This window comes from Paraburkholderia monticola, assembly GCF_001580545.1.
GTDB lineage: Bacteria > Pseudomonadota > Gammaproteobacteria > Burkholderiales > Burkholderiaceae > Paraburkholderia > Paraburkholderia monticola.
Genome location: NZ_LRBG01000001.1, coordinates 380,463 through 406,013, shown reverse-complemented (window position 1 = coordinate 406,013; position 25,551 = coordinate 380,463). Strand labels below are relative to the sequence as shown.

General features: G+C 66.1%; 23 protein-coding genes. 14 read left to right on the top strand and 9 right to left on the bottom strand.

What is annotated here, in order from left to right; translation table 11 throughout:
• Nucleotides 1-33: 33 nt before the first annotated feature.
• A complete protein-coding gene (locus CI15_RS01780) occupies nt 34-1,059 on the top strand; it encodes an ABC transporter substrate-binding protein (protein WP_062123700.1) in 1,026 nt (341 codons plus the stop codon).
• A 19-nt stretch (nt 1,060-1,078) separates the two neighbouring features.
• Nucleotides 1,079-2,002, top strand: coding sequence for an SMP-30/gluconolactonase/LRE family protein (locus CI15_RS01775; RefSeq protein WP_062123698.1), 924 nt, complete (start codon nt 1,079-1,081; stop codon nt 2,000-2,002).
• 17 nt (nt 2,003-2,019) lie between these two features.
• Here the strand turns inward: CI15_RS01775 and CI15_RS01770 are convergent, their stop codons facing one another.
• From CI15_RS01770 to CI15_RS01760, 3 genes are all read right to left on the bottom strand, one after another.
• Nucleotides 2,020-2,922 carry a LysR family transcriptional regulator gene (locus CI15_RS01770; RefSeq protein WP_062123696.1) on the bottom strand — a complete coding sequence of 301 codons (903 nt, stop codon included), beginning with the start codon at nt 2,920-2,922 and terminating at the stop codon, nt 2,020-2,022.
• A gap of 223 nt (nt 2,923-3,145) precedes the next feature.
• On the bottom strand, nt 3,146-4,414 hold the full coding sequence (locus tag CI15_RS01765) for an MFS transporter (protein WP_062123694.1): 1,269 nt from the start codon (nt 4,412-4,414) through the stop codon (nt 3,146-3,148).
• Entirely contained in the window at nt 4,411-5,490 is a 1,080-nt protein-coding gene (locus CI15_RS01760; protein WP_075643640.1) for a photosystem reaction center subunit H, read from the bottom strand. The genes CI15_RS01765 and CI15_RS01760 overlap by 4 nt, the downstream gene beginning before the upstream one ends.
• 431 nt (nt 5,491-5,921) lie before the next feature.
• Between CI15_RS01760 and CI15_RS01755 the strand changes: the two genes are divergently transcribed.
• Together CI15_RS01755 and CI15_RS01750 are read left to right on the top strand one after the other, a co-directional pair.
• The gene (locus CI15_RS01755; RefSeq protein ID WP_062123692.1) at nt 5,922-7,304 is read left to right on the top strand and encodes an NCS2 family permease; all 1,383 of its coding nucleotides are present in this window, start codon (nt 5,922-5,924) and stop codon (nt 7,302-7,304) included.
• 180 nt (nt 7,305-7,484) lie between these two features.
• Nucleotides 7,485-8,231 (top strand): DUF899 domain-containing protein, encoded by a 747-nt coding sequence (locus CI15_RS01750; RefSeq protein ID WP_062123690.1) that lies wholly within the window; start codon nt 7,485-7,487, stop codon nt 8,229-8,231.
• Nucleotides 8,232-8,253: 22 nt separating this feature from the next.
• Here CI15_RS01750 and CI15_RS01745 read toward each other — a convergent pair whose 3' ends face one another.
• Complete coding sequence (locus tag CI15_RS01745; RefSeq protein WP_062123900.1) at nt 8,254-8,436, bottom strand: hypothetical protein; 183 nt, start codon at nt 8,434-8,436, stop codon at nt 8,254-8,256.
• A 143-nt stretch (nt 8,437-8,579) separates the two neighbouring features.
• A complete protein-coding gene (locus CI15_RS01740) occupies nt 8,580-9,494 on the bottom strand; it encodes an NAD-dependent epimerase/dehydratase family protein (protein WP_062123688.1) in 915 nt (304 codons plus the stop codon).
• 104 nt (nt 9,495-9,598) lie between these two features.
• Between CI15_RS01740 and CI15_RS01735 the strand changes: the two genes are divergently transcribed.
• The 8 genes from CI15_RS01735 (at nt 9,599) to hutG (ending at nt 19,062) form a co-directional block, all read left to right on the top strand.
• A complete protein-coding gene (locus tag CI15_RS01735) occupies nt 9,599-10,522 on the top strand; it encodes a LysR family transcriptional regulator (RefSeq protein ID WP_062123686.1) in 924 nt (307 codons plus the stop codon).
• Between the two features lie 300 nt (nt 10,523-10,822).
• Nucleotides 10,823-12,343 (top strand): histidine ammonia-lyase, encoded by a 1,521-nt coding sequence (gene hutH / locus CI15_RS01730; RefSeq protein ID WP_062123684.1) that lies wholly within the window; start codon nt 10,823-10,825, stop codon nt 12,341-12,343.
• A gap of 25 nt (nt 12,344-12,368) precedes the next feature.
• Nucleotides 12,369-13,064, top strand: coding sequence for a histidine utilization repressor (gene hutC, locus CI15_RS01725; RefSeq protein WP_062123682.1), 696 nt, complete (start codon nt 12,369-12,371; stop codon nt 13,062-13,064).
• Between the two features lie 60 nt (nt 13,065-13,124).
• Nucleotides 13,125-14,813, top strand: coding sequence for a urocanate hydratase (gene hutU / locus CI15_RS01720; protein WP_062123680.1), 1,689 nt, complete (start codon nt 13,125-13,127; stop codon nt 14,811-14,813).
• 29 nt (nt 14,814-14,842) lie between these two features.
• Nucleotides 14,843-15,469, top strand: coding sequence for a HutD/Ves family protein (locus tag CI15_RS01715; RefSeq protein ID WP_062123898.1), 627 nt, complete (start codon nt 14,843-14,845; stop codon nt 15,467-15,469).
• An 84-nt stretch (nt 15,470-15,553) separates the two neighbouring features.
• Entirely contained in the window at nt 15,554-16,798 is a 1,245-nt protein-coding gene (gene hutI, locus CI15_RS01710) for an imidazolonepropionase (protein WP_062123679.1), read from the top strand.
• Complete coding sequence (locus CI15_RS01705) at nt 16,795-18,180, top strand: formimidoylglutamate deiminase (protein ID WP_062123677.1); 1,386 nt, start codon at nt 16,795-16,797, stop codon at nt 18,178-18,180. The genes hutI and CI15_RS01705 overlap by 4 nt, the downstream gene beginning before the upstream one ends.
• A 60-nt stretch (nt 18,181-18,240) precedes the next feature.
• Nucleotides 18,241-19,062 (top strand): N-formylglutamate deformylase, encoded by an 822-nt coding sequence (gene hutG, locus CI15_RS01700; protein WP_062123675.1) that lies wholly within the window; start codon nt 18,241-18,243, stop codon nt 19,060-19,062.
• A gap of 194 nt (nt 19,063-19,256) precedes the next feature.
• Here the strand turns inward: hutG and CI15_RS38010 are convergent, their stop codons facing one another.
• Entirely contained in the window at nt 19,257-19,391 is a 135-nt protein-coding gene (locus CI15_RS38010) for a hypothetical protein (RefSeq protein WP_277621025.1), read from the bottom strand.
• 341 nt (nt 19,392-19,732) lie between these two features.
• Between CI15_RS38010 and CI15_RS01690 the strand changes: the two genes are divergently transcribed.
• Both CI15_RS01690 and CI15_RS01685 read left to right on the top strand, forming a co-directional pair.
• A complete protein-coding gene (locus CI15_RS01690) occupies nt 19,733-20,395 on the top strand; it encodes a hypothetical protein (protein WP_062123896.1) in 663 nt (220 codons plus the stop codon).
• 62 nt (nt 20,396-20,457) lie between these two features.
• Nucleotides 20,458-22,422 carry a DUF3857 domain-containing transglutaminase family protein gene (locus CI15_RS01685; RefSeq protein ID WP_062123672.1) on the top strand — a complete coding sequence of 655 codons (1,965 nt, stop codon included), beginning with the start codon at nt 20,458-20,460 and terminating at the stop codon, nt 22,420-22,422.
• Nucleotides 22,423-22,480: 58 nt separating this feature from the next.
• On the opposite strand, the gene CI15_RS01680 is transcribed toward CI15_RS01685, so the two are convergent.
• The 3 genes from CI15_RS01680 to pdxY all read right to left on the bottom strand — a co-directional run bounded on the left by CI15_RS01680 (nt 22,481) and on the right by pdxY (nt 25,540).
• Nucleotides 22,481-23,632, bottom strand: coding sequence for a branched-chain amino acid ABC transporter substrate-binding protein (locus CI15_RS01680; RefSeq protein ID WP_062123669.1), 1,152 nt, complete (start codon nt 23,630-23,632; stop codon nt 22,481-22,483).
• Between the two features lie 403 nt (nt 23,633-24,035).
• A complete protein-coding gene (locus CI15_RS01675; RefSeq protein ID WP_062123667.1) occupies nt 24,036-24,497 on the bottom strand; it encodes a hypothetical protein in 462 nt (153 codons plus the stop codon).
• A 176-nt stretch (nt 24,498-24,673) separates the two neighbouring features.
• Nucleotides 24,674-25,540 carry a pyridoxal kinase PdxY gene (gene pdxY / locus CI15_RS01670; protein ID WP_062123665.1) on the bottom strand — a complete coding sequence of 289 codons (867 nt, stop codon included), beginning with the start codon at nt 25,538-25,540 and terminating at the stop codon, nt 24,674-24,676.
• Nucleotides 25,541-25,551 lie beyond the last annotated feature (11 nt).

The window sequence follows — 25,551 nt, the reverse complement described above, 5'->3', positions numbered from 1 at the left end:
GCGCTGTTCCGCAAAACCTGGAGACAAACCATCGTGACAACGATCAGGCGCCTGCTCTTGCCAGTACTGTGCGCGTGCGCGGCGCTCATCAGCCAGTCGGCCGCGAGCGCCGCGCCCGTGCCGGAGAAATCCAAGGTTTACCTGGCCGCCGCGGGCGTGGGCTTTCCGTATCTGCCGTTCGTCATCGCGGACAGCCGGGGGTACTTCAAGCAGGCCGGGCTGGACGTCGAGATCGGCGTGTTCAGCGGCGGTGCGAAGGCGCTGCAGGCGATGCTGGGCGGCAGCGCCGACATCGTCGCCGGCGCCTATTCGAACACGATCACGATGGCGGCCAAGGGACAGAAGCTGGTGTCGTTCGTGACCCTGGCCTCCTGCCCCGGCTGGGTGTTCGGCGTGACCCGCGCGAGCCACGGCAAGGTCAAGTCGTATGCGGACCTGAAGGGCATGCGCATCGGTGTGAGCTCGCCAGGTTCGAGTTTCCACATGGGCGTGAACTACCTGCTGAACAAGGCCGGCGTGAAGCCGGGCGATGTGTCGATCATCGGCGTGGGCTCATCGGCGGGTGCGATTGCCGCGGCGCGCAGCGGGCAGATCGATGCGTTGATGAGCAACGATCCCGTCGCAACCGTGCTGCAGGGCAGTGGCGATCTCTACCCGCTGGCCGTGATGCGCGATCCCGCTGGAACCCGCGCGACGCTGGGCGGCGATTATCCGGAAGCGTCCATCTACACGACCCGAGAGTTCGCCGCGAAATATCCCAATACCGTGCAGGCGGTGACGGACGCCATCCTCGAAGCCGAGCGCTGGATGGCGCACGCGACACCTGAGCAGGTCGCGGCAGCCGTGCCGCCCCAATATGCTCTGGCGGACAAGGATGTGTTCGCGCGAGCCTACGGCAACATGCAGAGCTGCATTTCACGTGACGGCCTGATGACGGACGCCGCCGCGCATACGGTCCGCGACGTGCTGGCCGCTTTCGATCCCGAGATCGGCCGTGCGTCGATCGACCTGAAGGCCACTTACGACAATCACTTCGTCGAGAATGCAGGCAAGCACTGATTTGCGAGGAGGGGTAACGATGGAGAGCGGCATCCGCATCCTGGCCGAAGGACTGAAATTTCCCGAAGGGCCCGTGGCGATGGCCGATGGCTCGATCGTGCTGGTGGAAATCGAGCGCGAGACCCTCAGCCGCGTAGCCGCCGACGGCACGGTGAGCGTCGTGGCGGAGATCGGCGGCGGACCCAATGGGCTGGCGCTGGGACCGGATGGCGTGTTCTACATCTGCAACAACGGAGGTTTCCTGTTCCGTACCGTTGCCGGCTTGAATCGCACGAAGCCCGGTGTGCATCCGCGTTATACGAGCGGCCGCATCGAGCGCTTCGACCCGCGAACAGGCGCACTGACCACGTTGTACGACCGCTGCGGCGAGCATCCGCTGTGCGGGCCCAACGACATCGTGTTCGACCACGACGGCGGCTTCTACTTCACCGACTTCGGCAAGAACCGGCTGCGCGACCGGGATCATGCGGGTCTCTACTACGGACGCGCCGATGGATCGGCGATCGTCGAAGTCGCTTACCCGCTGACGACGGCCAACGGGGTCGGCCTCTCGCCGGACGACCGTGTCGTCTATGTGGCGGAGACCGAGACTGCGCGGCTGTGGGCGTTCGATCTGGAGGAGCCCGGCCGCGCGCGCAAGCATCCGTATCCGTCGCCGCACGGCGGCCGGCTCGTGTGCGGGCTGCCGGGTTATCAGCGCTTCGACAGCCTGGCCGTGGACGCGGAAGGAAACATCTGCGTGGCCACGCTCGTCACCGGCTGCATCACGGTGGTCGCGCCGTCGGGCGAGGTGCTGCGACAGGTGATGGTGCCCGATGGCATGGTGACCAACATCTGCTTCGGCGGCGCCGACATGAAAACGGCTTACCTCACGCTATCGGGCACGGGACGGCTCGGCACGATGCCCTGGCCGCAAGCCGGATTGAAGCTGGCGTATTCGTAAAGGGCTGGTCGTGACGATCAGGTGTCTACTGCATCGTGACGCGCGAGCAGGTGCTTGAGCAGGAGTTGCACGGGCGCCGGCAGCGACTCGGCTTCGCGCACGCAGATTTTCCAGTGCCGTTCGGCCCACGGCTCGTCCAGTTCGACGGCGACCACCGGCGCCGAGTTGACGTAGCGCCGCGCATGATGATCGGGCACGAGGCCGACGCCGAGCCGCGCTTCGACCATGCTGCGCACCGGCTCGAAGCCGTTGACGCGGATCGACAGCTTGAGCGGATGGTCGAGATCGGCCGCCGCGCGCAGCACCAGCGAATTCAGATAGCTGCCCGGCTGCGGCCCCACCAGCGGGTACTCGGCCACTTCGCGGAACTTCACTTTATCGAAGCGGCTGAGCGGGTGATCCGGCGGCATGATGACCACCAGCCGGTCGCTGCGGTACGGATAGACCTGTAGGCCCGTGGTGACGGTCGTGCCGCCGAACACGCCGATGTCGGCCGTGTTTTCGGCGACGGCGCGGACCACGGCCGGGCTCAGGCTGTCCTGCAGATCGATGCGCAGCCCCGGATGCAGCGCGAGGAAGTCGCGGATGTCGTTGGCGATGTACTGGACGATGGTCGAGAGACTGGCATGCAGCCGGATCTGTCCGCGCAGACCCTCGGCATGGTCGAGCAACTCGCTTTCCATCTGTGCGATGTCGCGCAGCAGGACGCGGGCATGCTGCAGGAGAGCCGCGGCTGCGGCCGTCAGTTCGAGCCCCTTGTTGCTGCGCACGAAGAGGGCGTTCTTGAGCGTGTCCTCGAGATGGGACATGCGCTTGCTGAGCGCGGAAGGCGCGATATTTTCGGCTTCTGCCGCGCGGGCGATGCTGCCATGCTCACAGACAGCGACGAACAGTTTCAGCGACTGCAAATCAAAACGCATTGCATCTCCGGGGAAGCGGTCTTCTCGCCGCGCCACGCTTTCATAGTGAAAAGAGAGTATGCACGGGGTCAATTACAAGTGCAAAAATCGGCGGTGCGCGAGAGTTCCTGTTGACCGATACCGGCGGATGTCCCCAAAAAAAGAGGCGCGATCTTTTCGATCGCGCCTCTTTCGCCATTTGCAGTGCGGCGTTAAAACGAACGCCGCGCATCACTCACGTGCCTCACCTCGCCGCCGACTTCCCCCGACCGGTCACAGGCGCGCCATCCCCATTACCGTTGCTGAGCGTCGCCGCATCGCGCGTCTCGGGCATCGCCGCCCACACCAGCAGCACCGCGAGCGCACCGGCCGCCGCGAGACCGAAGAAGCTCACCGTGTTGCCGAAACGATCGGCGACGAAGCCCGCCGCCGTCGTGCTCAGCGTCGCGCCGATCCCGGCCGCGAGCCCGAACAGACCGATGCACAGGTTGTAGCGGCCCTTGTCGCCGGCGACGTCGGCGGCGATCAGCGGCAGCATCACGCCGAACACCGCGGCGCTCAAACCGTCGAGCATCTGCACCGGCACGAGCAGATAAGGACTGCTGATGCCGGCGAACAGCAGCGCGCGGATCGGCAGCGCCGAGAAGCCGAGCAGCAGGATCGGCCGGCGGCCCCAGCGTTCGGCCGAACGCCCGACCCACGGCGACATCATCGCGACGATCGCCTGCGGCACGATGATGCACGCCGCGATCACGAGCTGCACGTTATCGCCCATGCCGGCCGTCACTTCGCCGGCGGCCAGGTTCAGCATCGCCGCGTTCGACAGATGGAACAGCACGATGCACGCGGCGAACAGCAGCATGCGCTTGTCGCGCAGCAGCTCGCGCAGGCTCTCGCGCCGCTCGAGCTGCTCGGGAGTGGGCACAGCTTGCGGCAGCTCGATCGTGTCGGTGCGCTGGATCATCGCCAGCGCGATCAGCGCGGGAACGGCGAGGCCCGCGGTCAGAAAGAACACCGCACGCGGCGAGTAGTACTCGCCGAACAGGCCCATCAGACCGGCCGCCACCGCGCTGCCGATCGACGCCCAACGCGCGTTGCGCCCGAGCCGGTCGCCGAGGTTCGCGCGTCCCACCAGCGCGAACGAGATCGCGGCGAGCGCCGGCGTCAGCATGCAGCTCGCGAAGCCGTGGAACACCTCGGCGGCGATCACCGGCAGCACGGTCGGGCTGATCGCGAGCAGCATCGCGCTGAGGATGATCGCGCCGATCGCCCACGCGGCCGCGCCCTTCTTGTTGCGCAACGCGTCGACCGCGGCGCCGCCGGGCACCTGGCTCACCATCGCGCTGATGGTGCCGACCGACAGCACCATGCCGATCTCGCCCTGGGTCCACTTGTGCGACGCGAGGTACGACGCGATGAACGGCCCGAAGCCCGTCTGCACGTTGGCGACGAAGAAGTTCAGCCAATCGAGCGCGCGCAGACTTCGCGCCGTGACCACAGTGCGGACCGTCATCGGACCGCCCGTGCGTTGGAAACCGCGACGGCCGTCGACGCGCCCGGCGGCGCCGAGGCCGTCGGCGCCGAGGCGGCCGGCGCCGAGGCGGCCGGCGCGGCGCTCGCCGCGGGCGCGGGGGGCGGGGCCGGCGACACCGCGCGGATCGGCTTGTCGCTCGTGTAGGGTGGCGTCGCGTTGATCTGCGCGTCGCTCAGATCGATCTGCGGATGCAACTCCTTGTCGCGCGTGACGAAGCGCAGCGCCGACCAGTTCGCGGCGATCGTGCGCCGGTCGGTGCTGACCATGCCGCTCACGTCGAGCACGACCGCCTGCGGCTGCGCATTGCCGTCGATCAGCACGTCGACCACGCGACCCACCTTGGCGCCGTTGGCGCGCTCGACGGTCGCATCGAGCAGTTGCAGCTCCAGCGCGTTCGACTTGTTCGGGCCGCTCGGCACGGCCGTCGGGGTCAGCGTGATCGGCGCACCCTTGGCGCCCGGCGTGAAGTGGAACGCGCCCCACGCGAAGTTGACCTTGCGGTCGCCGACGCCGAGGAAGCCTTGCAGATTGACCACCATCTCGCGCGGCTTGCCGGCCGCGTCGGCGGTCATGTCGACCGCGCGGCCGACCACCTTGCCGTCGGGCTTCTGTACCTCGCTGTCGAGCAGCGTGTGCGCGGCGCTGCGCTCGATCGTACGCAACACGATCAGCGGCGGCGGCGGCGGGGGCGGCGGCGGAGCCGGCGCGACGACGGGCGGCGGCGGTTCGACCTTGTGCGGCTTGACGACCGGCTTCTTCGGTTTCTTCGGCTCGCCGGGCCCCTCGCTCGCCTCGGCCTCGACCGGCTCCGGCGCGGAAGCCGCGACCGGCGCGCTCGCCGGCTCGACGGGCATCACCGTCGCATCGACGATCGGCGCCTGCTGCGGACCCCACAGCAGGCTGCTGCAGCCGGACAGCGCGGCGAGCGCGAACAGCGCGGCCACGGTGCACAGCAAGCGCAACTGACGAAACAGGTCGAGCGAATCAGGCGAATCGAGCGGGCCGAACGGGACAATCGGCAGGCGCCGGGCGGGGCGCGGAAAACCGCCAGTCATCAGGAAAAACTCCACGGGCTGGTGCGGACGGGCGCGATGAGCCGCCGCGGTTGGATGGGGCACGGCCCAGAGTTTAACCCGCGCGGCCGCGCGGACCGGCTTTCGCGGGCTGCCTGGCGAGCTGTTTTGCAGACCGCTGCAGACTGGCTGGCCGTACCGCGCTGCACGCCGCTTGCCCGGAACCTCGGCGCCGATAGCGGCCCCATGCCGTAGGTGTAAACGCGCGGCGCGGTGGCGCGAGCGACCGTCGCGCAAAAGTTATATGTCGCGCGACATGTCCGGCATGCCATTCATGCGATTGGACACATATTTGTCTTCACCTACATTGCGACTCAGAAAAGCGCGATTCACACCGATAAATCCACGAGACGAACCCTGATGACGGCCGCAGAAGCGGCCGTTTCAGCACGCTGATAAAGGAGGCACTCATCATGATGGAACCCCAGGCCCTCGCGAATACCGACGTCGCGAGCGAATCCTTCGATTCGAAGGGCTTTCTCGACCGCTACTTCGACATCACCGCACGCGGCAGCACGCAGCGTACGGAGATCGTCGCGGGCATCACGACCTTCCTCGCGATGGTCTATTCCGTGTTCGTCGTGCCGGGCATGTTCGGCAAAGCGGGCTTCGATACGAGCGCGGTGTTCGTCGCCGTGTGTCTGACCACGGCGTTCGGCTCGCTGCTGATGGGGGTGTGGGCGCGTCTGCCGATCGCGATCGGCTGCGCGATCTCGCTGACCGCGTTCACGGCGTTCGGCCTCGTGCTCGGCAAGGGGCTGCATCCGACCGTCGCGCTCGGCGCGGTGTTCCTGATGGGTGTCGTGTTCACCACGATCTCCGTGACCGGGGTGCGTTCGTGGATCCTGCGCAATCTGCCGGCCGGCATCGCGCATGGCACCGGGATCGGCATCGGCCTGTTCCTGCTGCTGATCGCCGCCAACGACGTCGGCCTCGTCGTCAAGAATCCGGGCGCCGGGCTGCCGGTGTCGCTCGGCAATATCACGGCGTTGCCGGCGCTGATGTCGGTCGCGGGACTCGCCGCGATCGTCGGACTGGTGCGGCGGCGCGTGCCGGGTTCGATCCTGATCGTGATCGTCGCGATCTCGGCGATCGGGCTGGCGATCGATCCGGCCGTCGCGTTCCACGGCATCTTCGCGGTGCCGTCGTTGAGCGCGCCGGGGCATGCTTCGCTGATCGGCGCGATGGACGTGAAGGGCGCGCTGTCGATGGCGGTGCTGCCGAGCGTGCTGGCGCTGGTGATGACCGCCGTGTTCGACGCGACCGGCACGATCCGCGCGGTCGCGGGCCAGGCGGGGCAGCTCGACGAAAACGGCCGCATCATCAACGGCGGCCGCGCGTTGACCGCCGATTCGCTGAGCTCGATCTTCTCGGGCCTGCTGGGCGGCGCGCCGGCGGCGGCATATATCGAGTCGACGGTCGGCGTCGCGGCGGGCGCGAAGACCGGGATGGCGGCGGCCGTCGTCGGTCTGCTGTTTCTGGTCGTGATGTTCTTCTCGCCGCTCGCCGCGCTGGTGCCGTCGTATGCGACCGCGCCCGCGCTGATGTACGTGGGGCTGCTGATGCTGTCGAACGTGAGCAAGCTGCATATGGACGACATGGTCGACGCGATGGCGGGGCTCGTGTGCGCGGTGTTCATCGTGCTGACCGCGAACATCGTGACCGGCATCATGCTCGGCTTCGCGACGCTCGTGATCGGGCGCATCGTCAGCGGCGAGTATCGCAAGCTCAACGTGGGTACCGTGGCGATCGCGGCGGTGCTGGTCGGGTTCTATGTCGGCGGCTGGGCGATCTGAGTTGGGTAGCAGGTAGTGAGTTGATCTCCACCTTGACGCGGCGCGTCGCGGATTGATCCGCGGCGTGCCGCGTCTCTTTTTTGCTCCCGCCCTTTGCCCGCTTTTCTTGACTTTCGCGTCTGCGCTTCTAAACCATAACCTTATGGTTGGGGCCTGCATTCAGCAGGAAAGGAGACGCAGATGGAACCGCAACATCGAATCGGCAGCCGCGAAGAGTGGCTCGCCGCGAGCCGCGCGCTGCTGGCCGACGAAAAAGCCCATATGCGCGCCGGCGACGAACTCGCGAAGAAGCGCCGCGAATTGCCGTGGGTCAAGGTCGACAAGCTCTATACGTTCGATACGCCGCAGGGCAGGAAGACGCTCGCGGAGCTGTTCAATGGCCGCAGCCAGCTGATCGTCTATCACTTCATGCTGGGGCCGGACTGGGAGGAGGGCTGCATCGGCTGCTCGTTCCTGTCGGACCATATGAGCGGCATTCTCACGCATCTCGAACATCACGACGTCAGCTACGTGACGGTCTCGCACGCGCCGCTCGAGAAGATCGACGCGTTCAAACGGCGCATGGGATGGACGTTTCCGTGGGTGTCGTCGAGCGGCAGCGATTTCAATTTCGACTACCACGTGTCGTTCACGCCCGAGCAACTGGCGAGCAGGAAGGCGTTCTACAACTTCACCGAGCAGGACGTCGGCATCGACGAACAGCACGGCCACAGCGTGTTCTTCAAGGACGAAAGCGGCGACGTGTACCACACGTACTCATGCTACGGACGCGGCGACGAGCGCTTCCTGAACACCTACGCGCATCTCGACATCACGCCGAAAGGCCGCAACGAGAAGAGCAATCTGATGGACTGGGTCAAGCATCACGACCGCTATGGCGACCAGGCGCACGGAGCTTGCCCGGCGTGCGGCTCGTACACGGTGTGAAGGGGTGAGGCGGGGTGGCGCGCTAGAGCGCCATCTCGAAGGCGGGTCGGAGAAACATCTCGATCGCCATCACGATGAGGCTCATCGCGGCGGCGGACAGCGTCAATACGCCGTATTCGTCGTAGCGCGTGTCGTACAGACACGCGACGACGAACAGAATCGCCAGCAGGTTGGTTAGCCAGTCGAAATTCAGCGCGAGGGTCATCGATCGAATCGGGCTCGTTTGCAACGGTGCGAAGCGCACCTCCAGATGCACGCGATTCTATCGAAAGGAGCTTACGGATTCGCAACGGCCGGGCTTACACAGCTTACGGCGCGCGCCGCTCTCGCGCGGCGCGCAACGCCTTGTCACACGGTGCTTTGCGACGCCATCATGTCGCGCTCGATCCACTCGATCACCGAGGTGCGCCGCGGTTGCCAGCCGAGCAGCTCGCGCGCGCGTTCGCCGCGCACGCGGCTGTTCGAGCCGAGACCGTACGAGGCCATTTCGTAGCCCCATTCCTGTTTCGCGTCGTCGAGCGGCCAGTCCTGCGGCGCGCCGAGCTTCATCGCGCGCGCGATCGCGGCGCTCATGTCGCGGAACGACGCTTCGCCGCTTTCGACGAAATAGAACGTGCCGGCAGGGGTTTTATCGAGCGCGAGGCGATACAGCTCGGCGACGTCGTCGATATGCACGTTCGACCAGATGTTGCCGCCGCTGCCCACATGACGCACGACGCCGCTCTTCTGCGCCTGGCGCACGAGGCGCGGCAACTGCACGCTCGCGCTGCCGGCCACCGCGCCGTGACCGTAGATCAGCGTGTTGCACAGCACGGCCGAGCGAACCTTGCGTTGCGCGGCGTCGAGCACGAGTTGATCGATCGCGACGCGCGCGGCCTTGTCAGCGGTCGGGGTCGGCAACGCGTCTTCATGATAGATGCGTGCTTCACCCGCTTCGCCGCCCGACGCATCGCCGACGATGCTCGAGCCGCTGGTGTGCAGCAATACCTTATCCGAACCCGCGAGTCCGTCGATCAGCGCGCGCACCGCGCCTTCGTGATCGCTGCTCGCGGCGTTGACGACGGCGTCGGCCGCTTGCGCTTCGGCGATCAGCAACGCGCGATCGTCGAGCGTGCCGATCACCGGTTCGATGCCGAGTCGTTGCAGCTCGGCGCTATGTTCGGGCTTGCGGATCAGCCCGCGTACCTGATGGCCGGCGCGCGCCAGATGCGCCGCGATCGAGCCGCCGATAAAACCGCTTGCGCCAGTAACGAAAATCTTCAAGACGTACTCCCGATGAAAAAACGAGGACAGGTGCGCAGTATCGCTCGCGCGGATTCTCGCAAAAAGCGTGTTAGTCTCAAATCAATCTTGATTTGAAATCAACAATGAAAACGTCCACCGACGAATTGCTCGTGTTCGTCACCGTGATCGACAGTGGCTCGATCACGGCGGCGGCCGAGAAGCTGGGGCAGACCGTCTCCGGCGTGAGCCGCGCGCTCACCCGCCTCGAACAGAAGCTCGATACGGCGCTCGTGCGGCGCACCACGCGTCGGCTACATCTGACCGAGGAGGGCGACGCCTTCCTGCGGCGCGCCCGCGCGATTCTCGACGCGCTCGAAGAGGCCGAGGAGTCGGTCGCGCGCGGCCGCGAACGGCCGTCGGGGCGCTTGCGCGTGGACGCGGCGTCGCCGTTCATGCTGCATTGCGTGGCGCCGCATATGAGCGCGTTTTCGGCGCTGTATCCGGAGATCCGGCTGGAGCTGACCAGCAACGAGCGGATCGTCGATCTGCTCGAACAGAAGGTCGACATCGCGATCCGGATCGGCGCGCTGCAGGATTCGACGCTGCACGCGCGCGCGCTCGGCGAGAGCCGGCTGCGCGTGCTCGCGAGCCCGGCGTATCTGGCCGAGCACGGCGAGCCGACGACGCTCGACGCGTTGCGCGGGCATCGGCTGATCGGTTTTACGGCGCCCGAGCATCTGAATCGCTGGCCGCTGCGCGCGGCCGGCAACAGGCGCCGCGGCAGCCGGGCGCAAGACGACGACACCGCGCTGCTGAAGATCGAACCGTCGATCACCGCGTCGAGCGGCGAAACGTTGCGGCAACTGGCGCTGTCCAGCTCGGGCGTCGCCTGTCTCGCCGACTTCATGACCGCCGCCGACGTGCGCGAACAGCGCCTCGTGCCGATTCTCGGCAACCTGCTCGTCGATCGACGGCAGCCGGTGCATGCGGTGTACTACCAGAGCGTCTCGCTCGCGGGGCGCGTGCAGTCCTTTCTCGATTTCATCGCGGCGCGGGTCAGGCTCTAGTCCGCGCCGCAAGCCGGCTCGCCTATAACTGAATGGTTGGGCGGGCCGGCGCGTCCGGCTTGCCGTGCGACCGGCGACGCGAAGGTGTATATACAAGTACGGGATCAACCCACAGCGGTCACACCGTCCCACGCATCCCGGACTCGCCGCCCCGACCCGCGGGCCAGCCTTCCGATCTCCCTCGCCGAAATGACGCGGCAAATAATGGAAATCCCCAGGCACAAAATCTCGAAAAAGAAGTTGTATATACAAGAACGGCCCGCTAGACTTATTTGAACTTGTATAGACAGGACGACAACCATGATTCTGAAGCCCGGCTACCTGACCCTCCCGCAACTGCGCCAGATCGCGCGTGAGCAGGTCACACTTCAACTCGATCCCGCCAGCCACGCCGCCATCGACGCGTGCGCACAAGCCGTCGCCGACATCACCGCCAAGGGCGAGCCGGCCTACGGTATCAATACAGGCTTCGGCCGTCTCGCCAGCACGCACATCCCGCGTGACCAGCTCGAACTGCTGCAGCGCAATCTGGTGCTGTCGCACGCAGTGGGCGTCGGCGAGCCGATGTCGCGCCCGGTCGTGCGTCTGCTGATCGCGTTGAAGCTCTCGAGCCTCGGCCGCGGTCATTCGGGCATCCGCCGCGAAGTGATGGAAGCGCTGATCGCGCTGTTCAACGCCGACGTGCTGCCGGTGATCCCGGTCAAGGGTTCGGTCGGCGCTTCGGGCGACCTCGCGCCGCTCGCGCATATGTCGGCGACCCTGCTCGGCGTCGGCGAAGTGTTCGCGAAGGGCGAGCGCATGCCGGCGACCGAAGGCCTCGCGCTCGTCGGTATGAAGCCGCTCACGCTGCAGGCGAAGGAAGGTCTGGCCCTGCTGAACGGCACGCAAGCTTCCACCGCGCTCGCGCTCTACAACATGTTCGCGATCGAAGACCTGTTCCGCACGGGGCTCGTCGCCGGCGCGCTGTCGGTCGATGCGGCAATGGGTTCGGTCAAGCCGTTCGATGCGCGCATCCACGAACTGCGCGGCCATCAAGGCCAGATCGACGCGGCGACGGCTTATCGCTCGCTGCTGCAAGGCTCGGCGATCAACGTCTCGCACGCCGACTGCGACAAGGTGCAGGACCCGTACAGCCTGCGCTGCCAGCCGCAGGTGATGGGCGCGTGTCTCGACCAGATGCGCCAGGCCGCCCAAACGCTGCTGATGGAAGCGAACGCGGTCTCCGACAATCCGCTGATTTTCCCGGACACCGGCGAAGTGCTGTCGGGCGGCAACTTCCACGCCGAGCCGGTCGCCTTCGCGGCGGACAACCTCGCGCTCGCCGCGGCCGAAATCGGCGCGCTTGCCGAACGCCGCATCGCGCTGCTGATCGACGCGACGCTGTCGGGCCTGCCGCCGTTCCTCGTCCGTGATGGCGGCGTGAACTCCGGCTTCATGATCGCGCACGTGACGGCCGCCGCGCTCGCCTCGGAGAACAAGACGCTCGCGCATCCGGCCTCCGTCGACTCGCTGCCCACCTCCGCGAACCAGGAAGACCACGTGTCGATGGCGACGTTCGCCGCGCGCAAGCTCGGCGACATCGCCGAGAACACCGCGAACATCCTGTCGATCGAACTGCTCGCCGCAGCCCAGGGCGTCGATCTGCGTGCGCCGCACAAGACGAGCCCGAGCCTGCAGAAGGTGATGGACCTCGTGCGCAATGACGTGGCGCATTACGAGCTCGATCACTACTTCGCGCCGGACATCGCGGCGATCACGAAGCGCGTGCAGGACGGTTCGATCGCGAAGCTGAGCCCGTTCTCGTTCGCGTCGGAACAATAAGCCGTCGGGAGCGCGGATCACTGCCATGAACGCACCGGCTTATCAGGGCATCAAGGACTTCATCCTCGCGCGCATCCATGCGGGCGAGTGGGCCGAAGGCGACCAGGTGCCCTCCGAAAACGAGCTTGCACGCGAGTTCAGCGTCGCGCGCATGACGGTCAACCGCGCGTTGCGCGAGCTGACCTCGGAGCAGGTGCTCACACGCGTACAAGGCTCGGGCACCTTCGTCGCCCGGCCCAAGTACGAGTCGACACTGGTGGCGATCCGCAGCATCTCCGATGAAATCGTCGCGCGCGGTCATCGCTATCAGGCGAAGGTGCTCAACATCGGCGCCAGCATCGCCGATGCGGCGCTCGCCGAAGAAATGCAGGTGAGCGCGGGCAGCCCCGTGTTTCATTCGCGCCTGCTGCATTTCGAAAACGACGAGGCGGTGCAGCTCGAGGAACGCTGGGTTAATCCCGCCGTCGCTCCCGAATACGCCTTGCAGGACTTCACGAACACGACGCCGAACCAGTACCTCGTGCGCGTCGCGCCGCTGCAGCGCGTCGAGTACCGCATCGAGGCGCTCGCCGCCGACGAGATGACGCGCGAGCTGTTGCACATGAGTGAACGCGAGCCGTGTCTCGTGCTGCACCGGCGCACATGGTCGCAAGGCGAGGTCGCCTCGATCGCGAATCTGTGGCATCCGGGCACCCGTTACCGCTTCACTGGACACTTCTGATTTCGTTTTTTGTCTTCGCAGAATCTTTATCGAACATCTTCACGCATCCCGAGGCACACCATGAACAATCCGAAACATATCGATCCGCGTCTTGACCCGTCTCGCACGATCCGCGCACCGCACGGCGCGGAAAAGACCTGCAAGACCTGGATCGCAGAAGCCGCGTACCGGATGATCCAGAACAATCTGGACCCGGAAGTCGCCGAGCACCCGCACGCGCTCGTCGTGTACGGCGGCATTGGCCGCGCCGCGCGCAACTGGGATTGCTTCGACCAGATCCTCGCGTCGCTGAAGGACCTGAACGAAGACGAAACGCTGCTGATTCAATCGGGCAAGCCGGTCGGCGTGTTCCGCACGCATGCGGACGCACCGCGCGTGCTGCTCGCGAACTCGAACCTCGTGCCGCATTGGGCAACGTGGGAACACTTTCACGAACTCGACCGCAAGGGCCTGATGATGTACGGCCAGATGACCGCGGGCAGCTGGATCTACATCGGCAGCCAGGGCATCGTGCAGGGCACCTACGAAACCTTTTTCTCGGTCGCGAACCAGCACTTCAACGGCGATCCGAAGGGCCGCTGGATCCTGACCGGCGGTCTCGGCGGCATGGGCGGCGCGCAGCCGCTCGCGGCGACGATGGCGGGCTTCTCGATGATCGCGGTCGAATGCGACGAGACGCGCATCGACTTCCGTCTGAAGACGCGCTACGTGGACAAGAAGGCGAAGACGCTCGACGAGGCGCTCGCCATGCTCGACGAAGCGAAGAAGAGCGGCAAGCCGGTCTCGGTCGGTCTGCTCGGCAATGCCGCCGACGTGTTCGCCGAGTGCGTCGCGCGCGGCATCACGCCGGACTGCGTGACCGACCAGACGAGCGCGCACGATCCGATTCACGGCTACCTGCCGCAGGGCTGGACGGTCGAAGACTGGCGCGAGCGTATGAAGACCGCGCCGGAAAGCATCGTCACGCCGGCCAAGCAGTCGATGGCCAAACAGGTGCAGGCGATGCTGACGCTGCAGGAACGCGGCGCGGCAACGCTCGACTACGGCAACAACATTCGCCAGATGGCGCTCGAAATGGGCGTGGAAAACGCGTTCGATTTCCCGGGCTTCGTGCCGGCGTATATCCGTCCGCTGTTCTGCGAAGGCAAGGGCCCGTTCCGCTGGGTTGCGCTGTCGGGCGATCCCGAGGACATCTACAAGACCGATGCGAAGGTCAAGGAACTGATCCCCGACGATCCGCATCTGCACAACTGGCTCGACATGGCGCGCGAACGTATCGCGTTCCAGGGTCTGCCGGCGCGGATCTGCTGGGTCGGCGTGAAGGATCGCTATCGTCTCGGCCAGGCGTTCAACGAAATGGTCAAGAACGGCGAGCTGAAGGCGCCGATCGTGATCGGTCGCGATCACCTCGACACGGGTTCGGTCGCGAGCCCGAATCGCGAAACCGAATCGATGAAGGACGGCTCGGATGCGGTCAGCGACTGGCCGCTGCTCAACGCGCTGCTGAACACGGCAGGCGGGGCGTCGTGGGTGTCGCTGCACCACGGTGGCGGCGTCGGCATGGGCTTCTCGCAGCACTCGGGCGTCGTGATCGTCGCGGACGGCACGGACGCCGCGCACAAGCGCCTGGGTCGCGTGCTGCTGAACGATCCGGCAACCGGCGTGATGCGTCACGCGGATGCGGGCTATGAACTCGCGCAGCAGACGGCGCGCGAGGCGGGCCTGAATCTGCCGATGCTGGGCCGCTGATCGTGCACGTGGCCAACGACGCGGGCGGCATGGCAAGCGTCACGCTGATTCGCGGCGCCGACCTCGTGGCGGCGCCGTGGAAAAACGGCGGCGGCGTCACGCGCGAGGTCGCGGCTTTTCCGTCGTCAGGCGGCGGGCAGGGCGCGGCGAGCGCCGACTTCGTGTGGCGCGTGAGCGTCGCCGATGTCGCGCAGGCGGGGCCGTTCTCGCGCTTCGACGGCGTTGACCGCACGCTCGTGTTGCTCTCCGGCGCGGGCATGCTGCTCGATGAACTGGGCGACGCGGGCGTCGTCAGCACGCATGTGTTGCGGAAGCCGCTGGAGCTTGCGCGCTTCGATGGCGAGACGCGCATCGACGCGCGGCTCGTCGACGGCGCCACGCGCGACTTCAACCTGATGGTCCGGCGCGACGTGGCGCAAGGCGAAGTGGACGTGTGGCGCACCGGCGCGCAGCCTGCGCTGCGCGCGCTCGACGGCGACGTGGCGCTGCTGTTTTGCGCGAGCGGCGCGGTCACGGTCGCACTGGCGGGGCACCATGCGCAAGCCGTGCGGCTCGACAGCGGCGATACGCTGCGCGTCGACGGGCCGCACGCGCTCGCTTGCACGCTAACGGGCGACGGCGCGGTACTTGCGATCACGATCCGTTACACGCGATGACGCTTCAACCGTGACGAGGCATTGCAGGCGACCCGTCACGGACCACTCATTCACAGACACGCAACGAGCTGCAAAGAGCACGCGATGAAGCAAACCGTCTGGCATCACCTGAACCTGTGCCCGCAGGGCGATCCTCACCACACCCTCGCCGATGCCGCGATCGCGGTCGAAGCCGGCCGCATCGTCTGGCTCGGCGCGGCTGCCGAACTGCCCGCGCAATACGCCGCGTGGCCGCGCGAAGATCTGCGCGGCGCGTGGGTGACGCCGGGTCTGATCGATTGTCATACGCATCTCGTCTATGGCGGCCAGCGCGCGGACGAATTCGCGCAGCGGCTCGCCGGCGTCAGCTACGAAGAAATCGCGCGACAGGGCGGCGGCATCGTCTCGACGGTGCGCGCCACGCGCGCGGCCGACGAAGCATTGCTGCTGCGGCAAGCTGCCGCGCGGCTCGAACCGCTGCTCGCCGAAGGCGTGACGGCGATCGAAATCAAATCCGGCTACGGCCTCGACCTGGCGAGCGAGCGCAAGATGCTGCGCGTCGCGCGGCAACTCGGCGAGCGCTATCCGGTCACGGTCTATACGACGTTTCTCGGCGCACACGCGCTGCCGCCTGAATTCGCGGGCCGCGCTGACGCGTATATCGACGAAGTCTGCAACACGATGCTGCCCGCGCTCGCGGACGAAGGCCTCGTCGATGCGGTCGACGTGTTCTGCGAGCGCATCGGCTTTTCGCTGGAGCAAAGCGAGCGCGTTTTCAACGCGGCCGCGCGCTACCAGTTGCCGGTCAAGATGCACGCCGAGCAGTTGTCGAACGGCGGCGGCACCGCACTCGCGGCTCGGCATCGCGCGCTGTCGGCGGATCACCTGGAGTTTCTCGACGAAGCCGGCGTCGCCGCGATGAAGGAAGCGGGCACCGTTGCGGTGCTGCTGCCGGGCGCCTACTACTTCATCCGCGAGACGCAATTGCCGCCGCTCGAACTGCTGCGGCGCTACGAGGTGCCGATCGCGATTTCGACCGATAGCAACCCGGGTACGTCGCCGGCAACCTCTTTGCTGTTGATGATGAACATGGCGAGCACGCTGTTTCGCATGACCGTGCCCGAGGTGCTGCAAGGCGTCACCACGCATGCGGCGCGTGCGCTTGGCAAAGCCGGCGAGCACGGGGCGCTGCAAGTCGGCCGCGCGGCCGACTTCGCGGTGTGGTCGGTCGATTCGCTGGCCGAGCTCGCTTACTGGATGGGCCGGCCGCTGTGCGCGCGGGTCGTGCGCGCGGGCGAAACCGTTTATACGCGGCGCGAGTCGAGTGTGAACCTGGAACCTGAGAAATGACGCAATCCAATCAATCGCTGTTCGCCGCCGACGCGTATCTGCCCGAGGGCTGGCGCCGCAACGTGCTGCTCGAATGGGACGCTCACGGCACGCTGAGCGCGGTCACGCCGGATCAACCCGAAGCGCCGGCGGGCGTGCCGAAAGCGGCGGGCCCGCTGATGCCTGGCATGCCGAACCTGCACTCGCACGCGTTTCAGCGCGCGATGGCGGGGTTGACCGAATATCGCGCCAACGCCACGGATAACTTCTGGTCCTGGCGCGATCTGATGTATCGCTTTGCCGCGCGCATCACGCCGGAAGGACTCGCGAGCGTCGCGCAGTGGCTCTACATCGAGATGCTGAAGGCGGGTTATACGTCGGTGTGCGAGTTTCACTACGTGCATCACGCGCAGGACGGCCAGCGCTACGCGAATCAGGCCGAGCTTGCGCAACGCGTGGTGGACGCGGCCTCGGCGAGCGGCATCGGCATCACGATGCTGCCGGTGCTGTATCAGTACAGCGGCTTCGGCGCGCGCGCACCGCGCGACGATCAGCGGCGCTTCATCAATACGCCCGAGAGCCTGCTCGATCTGCTCGGCACGCTGCGCGCGGCACGGCCCGAAAACGCCGCGCTGCGCTATGGCGTGGCGCCGCATTCGTTGCGCGCGGTTTCCGAGGCATCGTTGCGCGCGCTGCTGGGCGGCATCGATGCCAGCGCGCCCGTGCATATCCATATTGCCGAGCAGACCGCCGAGGTCGATGCCTGCATCGAAACCGAAGGCGCGCGGCCCGTGCAATGGCTGCTCGATCGCTTCGAAGTGAACAGCCGCTGGTGTCTCGTGCACGCAACCCACGTCGACGCGAACGAAACGCTCGCGCTCGCGAAGAGCGGCGCGATCGCGGGCCTGTGTCTGACCACCGAGGCCAATCTCGGCGACGGCATCTTCCCCGCGTACGATTATCTCGAGGCGCACGGCCGCATCGGTGTCGGCTCGGATAGTCATATCGGGGTCGACTGGCGCGCGGAGTTGCGCCTGCTCGAATACGGCCAGCGTCTGACGCGCCGGCAGCGCAACGTGCTGGCGTCGGCGGATGCCACGCATGTCGCCGATCGTCTCTACGCGGCCGCGCTAGACGGCGGCGCGCTCGCGACCGGCCGCGCGGTCGGTGAGTTGCGGCCAGGCCATCGCGCGGACTGGCTCGTGCTCGATGCCGATCATTCGAGTATCGCCGAGCATTCGCCACAGGCGTGGCTGTCGGGCGTTGTATTCTGCGAGCACGGTGACACGCCGATTCGCGACGTCTACGCGGGCGGCGTCAAGGTCGTCGCCGATCGCAGGCATCGCGACGAAGAGGGCGCCTATGCGCGCTATCGCGCGGCACTCGCGGAACTGCTCAAGTAACGGCGCCGATCCGCGCGATGCGCCGAACCGATTCTCCGATCTCACCGATTCCGGACTGACATGACTGCTTCGAACCTCACGCCGGTTTTCTCGCTGCATCAGGGAAGCCTGCCGCTTCTGATCTCGATCCCGCATCTGGGCACGCAAATCCCCGCCGACATCGCCGCGACGATGACGCCGGTCGCGCAACGCACCGACGATTGCGACTGGCATCTCGATCGCCTGTATGCGTTCGCGAAGCGCCTCGGCGCGTCGATCCTGACGCCGACCAACGCGCGCTACGTCGTCGACCTGAACCGTCCGCCCGACGGCGCGAACCTGTACCCGGGCCAGGACACCACGGGTCTGCTGCCGGTCGATACGTTCGACAAGGAGCCGCTCTATCTGGACGGCCATCTGCCCGACGACGCCGAAATCGCGCGCCGTCGCGACACTTACTGGAAGCCGTATCACGACGCGCTCGCGAGCGAGCTCGCGGCGCTGAAGGCGAAGCACGGCAAGATGTTGCTGTGGGAAGCGCATTCGATCCGCTCGCACGTGCCGCGCTTTTTCGACGGACGCTTGCCGGACTTCAACTTCGGCACGTCCAACGGCGCGAGCGCGGCGCCGGGCATGGGCGAGGCACTGGCCGCGCTGGTCGAGCGTCACGGCGGCTATACGGCGGTCGCCAACGGCCGCTTCAAGGGCGGCTATATCACGCGCCAATATGGGCAGCCGGAGCAGGGTGTGCACGCGGTGCAACTCGAACTGTCGCAGATCACGTATATGGAAGAGCAACTGCCCTATGCGTACGATGAAGTCCTCGCCGCGAAGGTCGAGCCGTTGCTCGAAGCGCTCGTGACGACGGCGCTTGCGCGCGTCAAAGCGGCCGACGCGAGTTAGCGTATCGCGAAGGTGTAACAGCATGTGTCCGTGATTGCATGCTGGCGCGTTCATATGGAATGGTTTGAGCGTCGAGCGCGCAGTGCGTATCGCGCGCCGGCTGTTTCACGACGCGGCGCGCCATGAAAAAAAGCCCCGTGAATGCGGGGCTTTTTTAATGTGCACCGCGCCCATTGGACGCGGTTTCACCGCCATTAATGGCAGCGCTTTTCCCAATGATGATGAACGCGCACCTTGTGGCACTCGTGATGATGCTCATCAGCTTGAGCGGGAGCGATCGCGCTCAGGGTTGCGACGGCTGCGGCAATAGCGAGAACGATTTTCTTCATTACAAAACCCTTAAGTCAATGTTGTGGAGCAACCAATGCAGCACGACGCGTGCCGCATCGGCGTGTAAGCATGCCACATGAGGCCGCCAAACGTAGGAACAGCGCGCGAATCCGTGTGTCAATGCAACACGCGATGTGTCGTCAGCCCTGTTTTAGCGCGCTTTGCGTTGAATTGGCCGGTGCGGACGGGCTGCCGCGTGTAACTTCGTCAAGCAGGGCACCGCGCTATGCGAAGCTGTACACGCATGGCACGCGGCATCGTGCGACGACTACCCTTTCAAAACGATGACATGCGCGACGCGGTCATCGATTCATCAGGCGAAAAGATGGAAGACCCAGCGATGGAAGATTCCGACGAATTGCTGCTGCCAGTCTGGCGCGCGAACCTGGTGTTGCTGACCAGCGAGGTCGGCGCCGCGACCCGGCTCGCACGCATGATGACGTTTTCCGCGAGCTATCTGAAGCTGATGCTGGCCGGCCAGCGCGAGTTCAGTGAGGAATTCGTGCGCGGCGTCGAGGCCGTCACCGGTTTGCCGGGCGGCTGGATGAACGTGCCGCACGCCGGGCACGAGATTCCGGCGAATGCGCGCGAGGCGATCGACAACGAGCAGCCGCTCGCGCGCTTTCGCGGCACCGCGCATCCGGTGCGCAAGAAGACGGTGCTGCGGCCCGAGCCGATTTTTGGGCAGCCGGGGCCCGCGCGGCGCATCGAGGAAGAAACACTCGACGTCGAAGCGCATCGTCGTCACGCGCATTTTCGCAAGGTGCGCGATATCGCGACCCAGGAAGTGCGGCGCTTCGAACGGCATCTGCTGCATTCGCCGGTGGAGCTCGCGTCGATGCGCGCGAAAGTCGAGGACGTGATGGCCGCGGCCGAGCTCGACGATCGCATCCAGGCCGACCTCGAGGGCCGGCTCGAGCAGATCGACAAGCATCGGCACATGCTGCTCAGGCACGTGGAGAAACTGCAGGCGCTGCTGAGCCAGCTCGACGACGGCGACTGACACCGGCCGCCGCGGGCCGGCGATGTGCTACAACCACGACACGAAGCTGGCCGAGGTGGATCTTGGGGAACAATGTCGTCAGGTTGGCGCCGCCGTCGATCGTCGGGTGCGCGCTCGCGCGAAACGTGCGGGGCATGGCGTTGTTTGCCGCGCTATTTGTCTCTGTCGCGAGCGGCGTCGCCTTGCCCTTGTGCGCGATCGCCGGCGAAATCACCACGTCGGGCAATGACGTCGCCCCCGCGACGATCGAGCGTGACGTCCATCTATTCGTGATCCAGAAAGACGGCTCGATCGAAGAACACGACGACACGGTGTTGCGCGCGGACACGGCCAGCGGCGTCGACGATATCGCGCAGCGTTACGTGTGGTTCAACAAGGACATCGAGCAGGTGCAACTGCTGGGCGCCGAAACGATCGATCCCGACGGCACCGCGCATGCGGTCGGCCCCGAGGCGATCCGCGACGTCGAGGAGCCGCGCTCGGCCGGCGCGCCGAGTTTCGAGGATGGCGTGTTGCGCACGGTGATCTTTCCCGGCGTTCAGACCGGCTCGCGCGTGCATCTGGCGTTTCGCAAGACGCGCGCAAAGGCGCTGCAGGCGGGCACCTTCGCGTATCTGGTCGAACCGTCGCTCGATCCCGTCGACGAGCAGCGTCTGATCTTCGATCTGCCCGCCGACGTGCCGCTCTACGCGGACGCGCGCGGCTACGTCGCGCTGCCGCCCGTCACCGCGAACGGCCGCACCCGCTACGAGTTCGACTACCGGCATGGCCCGTATGCGCGGCTCGAAGCGGGCGCGGTCGGCTACGCGAACTGGGGCGATCGGCTGATGGTCTCGACGGTGCCGGATTTCGCGAGCTTCGCCGAGCGCTATCGCGCTCCCGCCGACAGCGACACGACCCTGGACGATCCCGCGATCGTCAGCCTCGCGCAGCAACTGACGGCAGGCCTCACCGATCCCGGCGACAAAGCCCGCGCGCTGTACGACTGGATGCGTCTGAACATCCGCTACGTCGCGCTGTTTCTCGGCGAGACGGCGGCGGTGCCGCACAAGGCAGCCGATATCCTGCGCAACCGCTATGGCGACTGCAAGGACCACGTCGCGCTATACGGCGCGCTGCTGGCGGCGGCCGGCATTCGCAGCGAGCCGGTGCTGCTCAATCTCGGTCCGTACTACACGCTGCCCACGGTGCCCGGGTACGGCGCGAGCGCGATCAATCACGCGATCATCTGGATTCCTGAGCTGGCGCAATTCGCGGACACCTCGGCGGGCGGCACCGAATTCGGCTATCTGCCGAGCGCGGTGATGGACCGGCCGGTGCTGCTCGTCGACGACGGCGTGCTCGCGCGCACGCCGGCCACGCAACGGCGCGCACGCAACGCGCGCATGCAGATCGACATCGACGACAGAGGCACCGCGCACTACGCGTACCGCGTCGAGGATGCGGGCTTTACCGCGGAGCTCGAGCGCAACACGTTCCGGCGCGCGACGCGCCCGGGCGCTCAGCACCTGGCCGCGAGCCGTCTGCTGCAAACCGGCCTGCACGGCACCGCGCAGCTGCAGACCGACGACGTCAGTGCAACCGCCGGATCGTTCGCGACGTCGATGCAAGGCAGCGTGCCGCATCTGATCTGGCCGGACGGCACGAGCGCGGTGCCGGCGCTGACGAGCCTCGCCGGCGGCATGGCCTCGCAGGTCGAGGCCTGGCTCGCGGAGCCCGTCAGAACGCAACCGTGGGCCTGTATCGGCGGGGAATTCGATGAAACGCTGGAGATGAGCTTGCCGCGCTTCGTGCGCGTGACGGACCTGCCGACCGACAGCACGGTCGAAGACCCGCTGCTCACGTTCGCGTCGCACTACGTGTTCGATCCGGCAACGCGCACCTTGCAGGTCAACCGGCATCTGCGCGCCAGCTTCGGACATCAGATGTGCACCGCAAGCGAATTCGAGGCGATTCGCGACGACCTGGTGCGCATCGAGCGCGATCTCGATGCCGAGGTCGTCGTCAGGGCAGTGGGGGCGAAGTAGTGGCAGCCCCGCGTCGGCCGTAAGCCGGGCAGGGCCGCCACGCTTTACCCCCACGTCGTTACGTGCCGCTCTTCGTGACGACTGGCACCCACGCGCCGTTCTTCACCTGGTACAGCGTCGATGCGCCGCTCTTCAACGCGCCGGTGTTGTCGAACGAGATCTTGCCGGTCACGCCGTCGTAATCGATCGACTTGAGCACCGGACGGTACGTGTTCGGCGAGTCGGACTTCGCCTGCTGCATCGCCCGGATGGCCACCCACGCGCCGTCATAGCCGAACGGCGCGTACGACAGCACGTCCGCGCCGAAGCGCTTCTTGAACTTCGCGTTGAAGTCCTTGCCGCCCGGCAGTTGCGCGAGCGGACGGCCGTATTCCCAGGCCATCGCGCCGTCGGACGCATCGCCCGCGAGCTTGATGAAGTCCTCGTCCATCACGCCGCCGCCGCCGACCAGCTGGGCGTTCAGCCCGAGCTGCTTCATGCGTCGCGCGAAGCCCGCCGCCTGGCTGTCGAGTCCGGCGAAGAACACGAGGTCCGCATTGGCGCCCTTGAACTTGGTGATCTGCGTGCTGAAGTCGACCGCGTGGTTGTCGGTGTAGTCGCGCGCGACGATCGTGCCGCCGTGCGCCTTCACGGCCTTCTCGAACTCGTCGGCCTCGCCCTGGCCGAACGCGGTGCGATCGTCGATGATCGCGATGCGCTTGGCCTTCGTCACATCGACCGCATAGACGCCCGCGTTGCCGGCGTTTTGGGCGTCGGTCGAAATCACCATGAAGGTGTTGGCGAAGCCGCGGCCCGTGATGATCGGGTTCGTCGCCGCGGGGTCGAGCACCGGAATGCCGGCCTGCTCGTAGACCTGCGAGGCCGGAATCGTCGTGCCCGAATTGAAGTGGCCGACGACCACCGCGACGCCCGAGTCGACCAGCTTCTGCGCGGCCTGCACGCCGACGCGCGGGTCGGCCTGATCGTCCTGCGAGACGATCTCGAAGTGCGCGACCTTGTCGCCGATCTTGATCTTCTGCGCGTTGGCCTCGTCGATCGCGAGCCGCACGCCGTTTTCCAGATCCTTGCCGTAGCCGGCGTTGGCGCCCGTCAGCGGCGCGGCAAAACCGATCTTGACCGGCAGGTCGTCGGCGAAAGTGGCGACAGGCGCGACGACAAACATCGCACCCACGAGCATGGCCAACGGTTTCAGCGTGTTGCGTAGACTCATGGTCTCTCCTTGCATCGACGGTTGTTATGAAAGCGGCAAGACGGCAAAGCGGTGCGACACGTGAAGCATCGCAAGACTACGAAGGATCGGCCGCCGCTCACAATGCTGGAATACGCCAGTCGCGCAGAGCTTCGCAGCGTGTTTGTGCGGTCGATCTGGCCGGAATATAGAAAGCCAAATTGCCGTCGTCTTGGCAATTCGTGGCGTTTTGGGTGCGCATTTCGGCATAGGCCAGCGGATGGGCGCGACGTGCACATATAGCGTGCATGCGGCCTGCAAGCTGGCGTGCCGTGCGAAGGTCCGCCGGAGCTGCGGATTACGGCATATGCTTAAGAAGCCGGCGCGAGCGCGCCGGCGGGTGTTGCGGTGTTGCGTCGTTGCGGGGGAGGTTCGGGGCTTTCGTCTAGCGCTCGCCTTGCTGGCGCAGCAACTCCTCACGCAGACGCAACAGCGGCGCCTTGGTGTCTTCGTCGGCCCACGTGTCGAGATCGTCGATCGCGCGCTGGCAGCCGTCGAGCACCAGGTCGAGATCGACCGGCACGCCGTTGTTCAGCGCGAATTCGATCGTCTCGGCGAACTGCTGGCACTCGTCCTCGCCGTATGAGATGTCGAGATTGTCGGCGATGATCTCGGCGATGTTGCTGCGCTCCTTGTCCTCGGCGGTCACCATGTCGACGATGCCGCTCGCGACGGCGCGCGAGTAGTAGAGCGCGATATCGAGCCATTGCGCGGGATCGAAATCGGGCTGGTCGAACTGGTTCTCGAAGAACTCGATTGCTTCCTGTTCGTGCGCTTCGTCGGCGTCGACGCTCATGCACAACTGCTCAAAAAATTCTTCCCGCTCGCTGCGGATATGACCGTCCATCGATGCCTCGTCTACTGAATGCCGGATGCTGAAAAAAACCGTGAAGCGCGGGCGCAAGCCCGGTCCACGAGGCACGCATTATAGGACGGCCGCCGGCGAGGGCGCTCGGCAACGCGCGAGCTGCCGAAGTGACGGACCTCAGTGACGGACCTAAGTGACCAACCTAAGTGACCGACCTAAGCCGCCTCCGCGACCCACGCATCGAACCACTCGCGCGGCTGCGCGATTTCGTTCTGCATCGCGACCAGTTCGAGCTCGTAGCGCCCGGCCTGCCAGGTCGCTTTCACGACCGCGTTCACCGCGGCGAGGGTGTGCTCGAAGGCCGAGCGGACCGAGTCGCCGAGCAGCGTGCGCGCGACGAATATCGCGCTCGTCAGATCGCCGACGCCGACCGGTTGGCGCGCAAACGGATAGAGCGGACGCTGGCCCATCCACGCTTCGCGCTCGGTGACGACCAGCATGTTGAAGCGATCGGCGAGGCTGTTGCGATCGAGCAGATGCTTGACGAGCACGAGCTTCGGCCCGCGCGCGAGGATTTCACGGCACGCGGTGACCGCTTCTTCGAACGTCTCGATCTCTCGGCCGACGAGGCGCTGCAATTCGATGTGATTCGGCGCGATCGCATCGGCGACTTGCGGCATCTCGCGCACGAGAAATTCCTGGATGCCCGGCTCGGCCTTGTGGCCGCCCGCCGCGCTCATGACCGGATCGCAGAAGTACCAGGCGCGCGGATTGACCGCCTTCACCGCCTTGACGATTTCGATCACGGCCTGGGCCTGTTGCGTCGTGCCGAGATAGCCCGAGAGCACCGCGTCGCAGCGCGGCAGCATGCCGATCGCGCCGATGCCTTCGACGAGCTCTTCCATCTGCGAGGCGTCGATCGCGCTGCCGCTCCAGTGTCCGTATTGCGTGTGATTCGAAAACTGCACCGTGTTGAGCGGCCACACGTTGACGCCGAGCCGGCACATCGGAAACACGGCCGCGCCGTTGCCGGCGTGACCGAACACGACATGGGATTGAATGCTCAGAACGTTTTTCGTCATGGTAAGGCGCG

Coding starts and splice junctions, on each gene's coding strand:
- CI15_RS01775 (WP_062123698.1), top strand. CDS start 1,079: ATGGAGAGCGGCATCCGCATCCTGGCCGAAGGACTGAAATTTCCCGAA.
- CI15_RS01770 (WP_062123696.1), bottom strand. CDS start 2,922: ATGCGTTTTGATTTGCAGTCGCTGAAACTGTTCGTCGCTGTCTGTGAG.
- CI15_RS01765 (WP_062123694.1), bottom strand. CDS start 4,414: ATGACGGTCCGCACTGTGGTCACGGCGCGAAGTCTGCGCGCGCTCGAT.
- CI15_RS01760 (WP_075643640.1), bottom strand. CDS start 5,490: ATGACTGGCGGTTTTCCGCGCCCCGCCCGGCGCCTGCCGATTGTCCCG.
- CI15_RS01755 (WP_062123692.1), top strand. CDS start 5,922: ATGATGGAACCCCAGGCCCTCGCGAATACCGACGTCGCGAGCGAATCC.
- CI15_RS01750 (WP_062123690.1), top strand. CDS start 7,485: ATGGAACCGCAACATCGAATCGGCAGCCGCGAAGAGTGGCTCGCCGCG.
- CI15_RS01745 (WP_062123900.1), bottom strand. CDS start 8,436: ATGACCCTCGCGCTGAATTTCGACTGGCTAACCAACCTGCTGGCGATT.
- CI15_RS01735 (WP_062123686.1), top strand. CDS start 9,599: ATGAAAACGTCCACCGACGAATTGCTCGTGTTCGTCACCGTGATCGAC.
- hutH (WP_062123684.1), top strand. CDS start 10,823: ATGATTCTGAAGCCCGGCTACCTGACCCTCCCGCAACTGCGCCAGATC.
- hutC (WP_062123682.1), top strand. CDS start 12,369: ATGAACGCACCGGCTTATCAGGGCATCAAGGACTTCATCCTCGCGCGC.
- hutU (WP_062123680.1), top strand. CDS start 13,125: ATGAACAATCCGAAACATATCGATCCGCGTCTTGACCCGTCTCGCACG.
- CI15_RS01715 (WP_062123898.1), top strand. CDS start 14,843: ATGGCAAGCGTCACGCTGATTCGCGGCGCCGACCTCGTGGCGGCGCCG.
- hutI (WP_062123679.1), top strand. CDS start 15,554: ATGAAGCAAACCGTCTGGCATCACCTGAACCTGTGCCCGCAGGGCGAT.
- CI15_RS01705 (WP_062123677.1), top strand. CDS start 16,795: ATGACGCAATCCAATCAATCGCTGTTCGCCGCCGACGCGTATCTGCCC.
- hutG (WP_062123675.1), top strand. CDS start 18,241: ATGACTGCTTCGAACCTCACGCCGGTTTTCTCGCTGCATCAGGGAAGC.
- CI15_RS38010 (WP_277621025.1), bottom strand. CDS start 19,391: ATGAAGAAAATCGTTCTCGCTATTGCCGCAGCCGTCGCAACCCTGAGC.
- CI15_RS01690 (WP_062123896.1), top strand. CDS start 19,733: ATGGAAGATTCCGACGAATTGCTGCTGCCAGTCTGGCGCGCGAACCTG.
- CI15_RS01680 (WP_062123669.1), bottom strand. CDS start 23,632: ATGAGTCTACGCAACACGCTGAAACCGTTGGCCATGCTCGTGGGTGCG.
- CI15_RS01675 (WP_062123667.1), bottom strand. CDS start 24,497: ATGGACGGTCATATCCGCAGCGAGCGGGAAGAATTTTTTGAGCAGTTG.
- pdxY (WP_062123665.1), bottom strand. CDS start 25,540: ATGACGAAAAACGTTCTGAGCATTCAATCCCATGTCGTGTTCGGTCAC.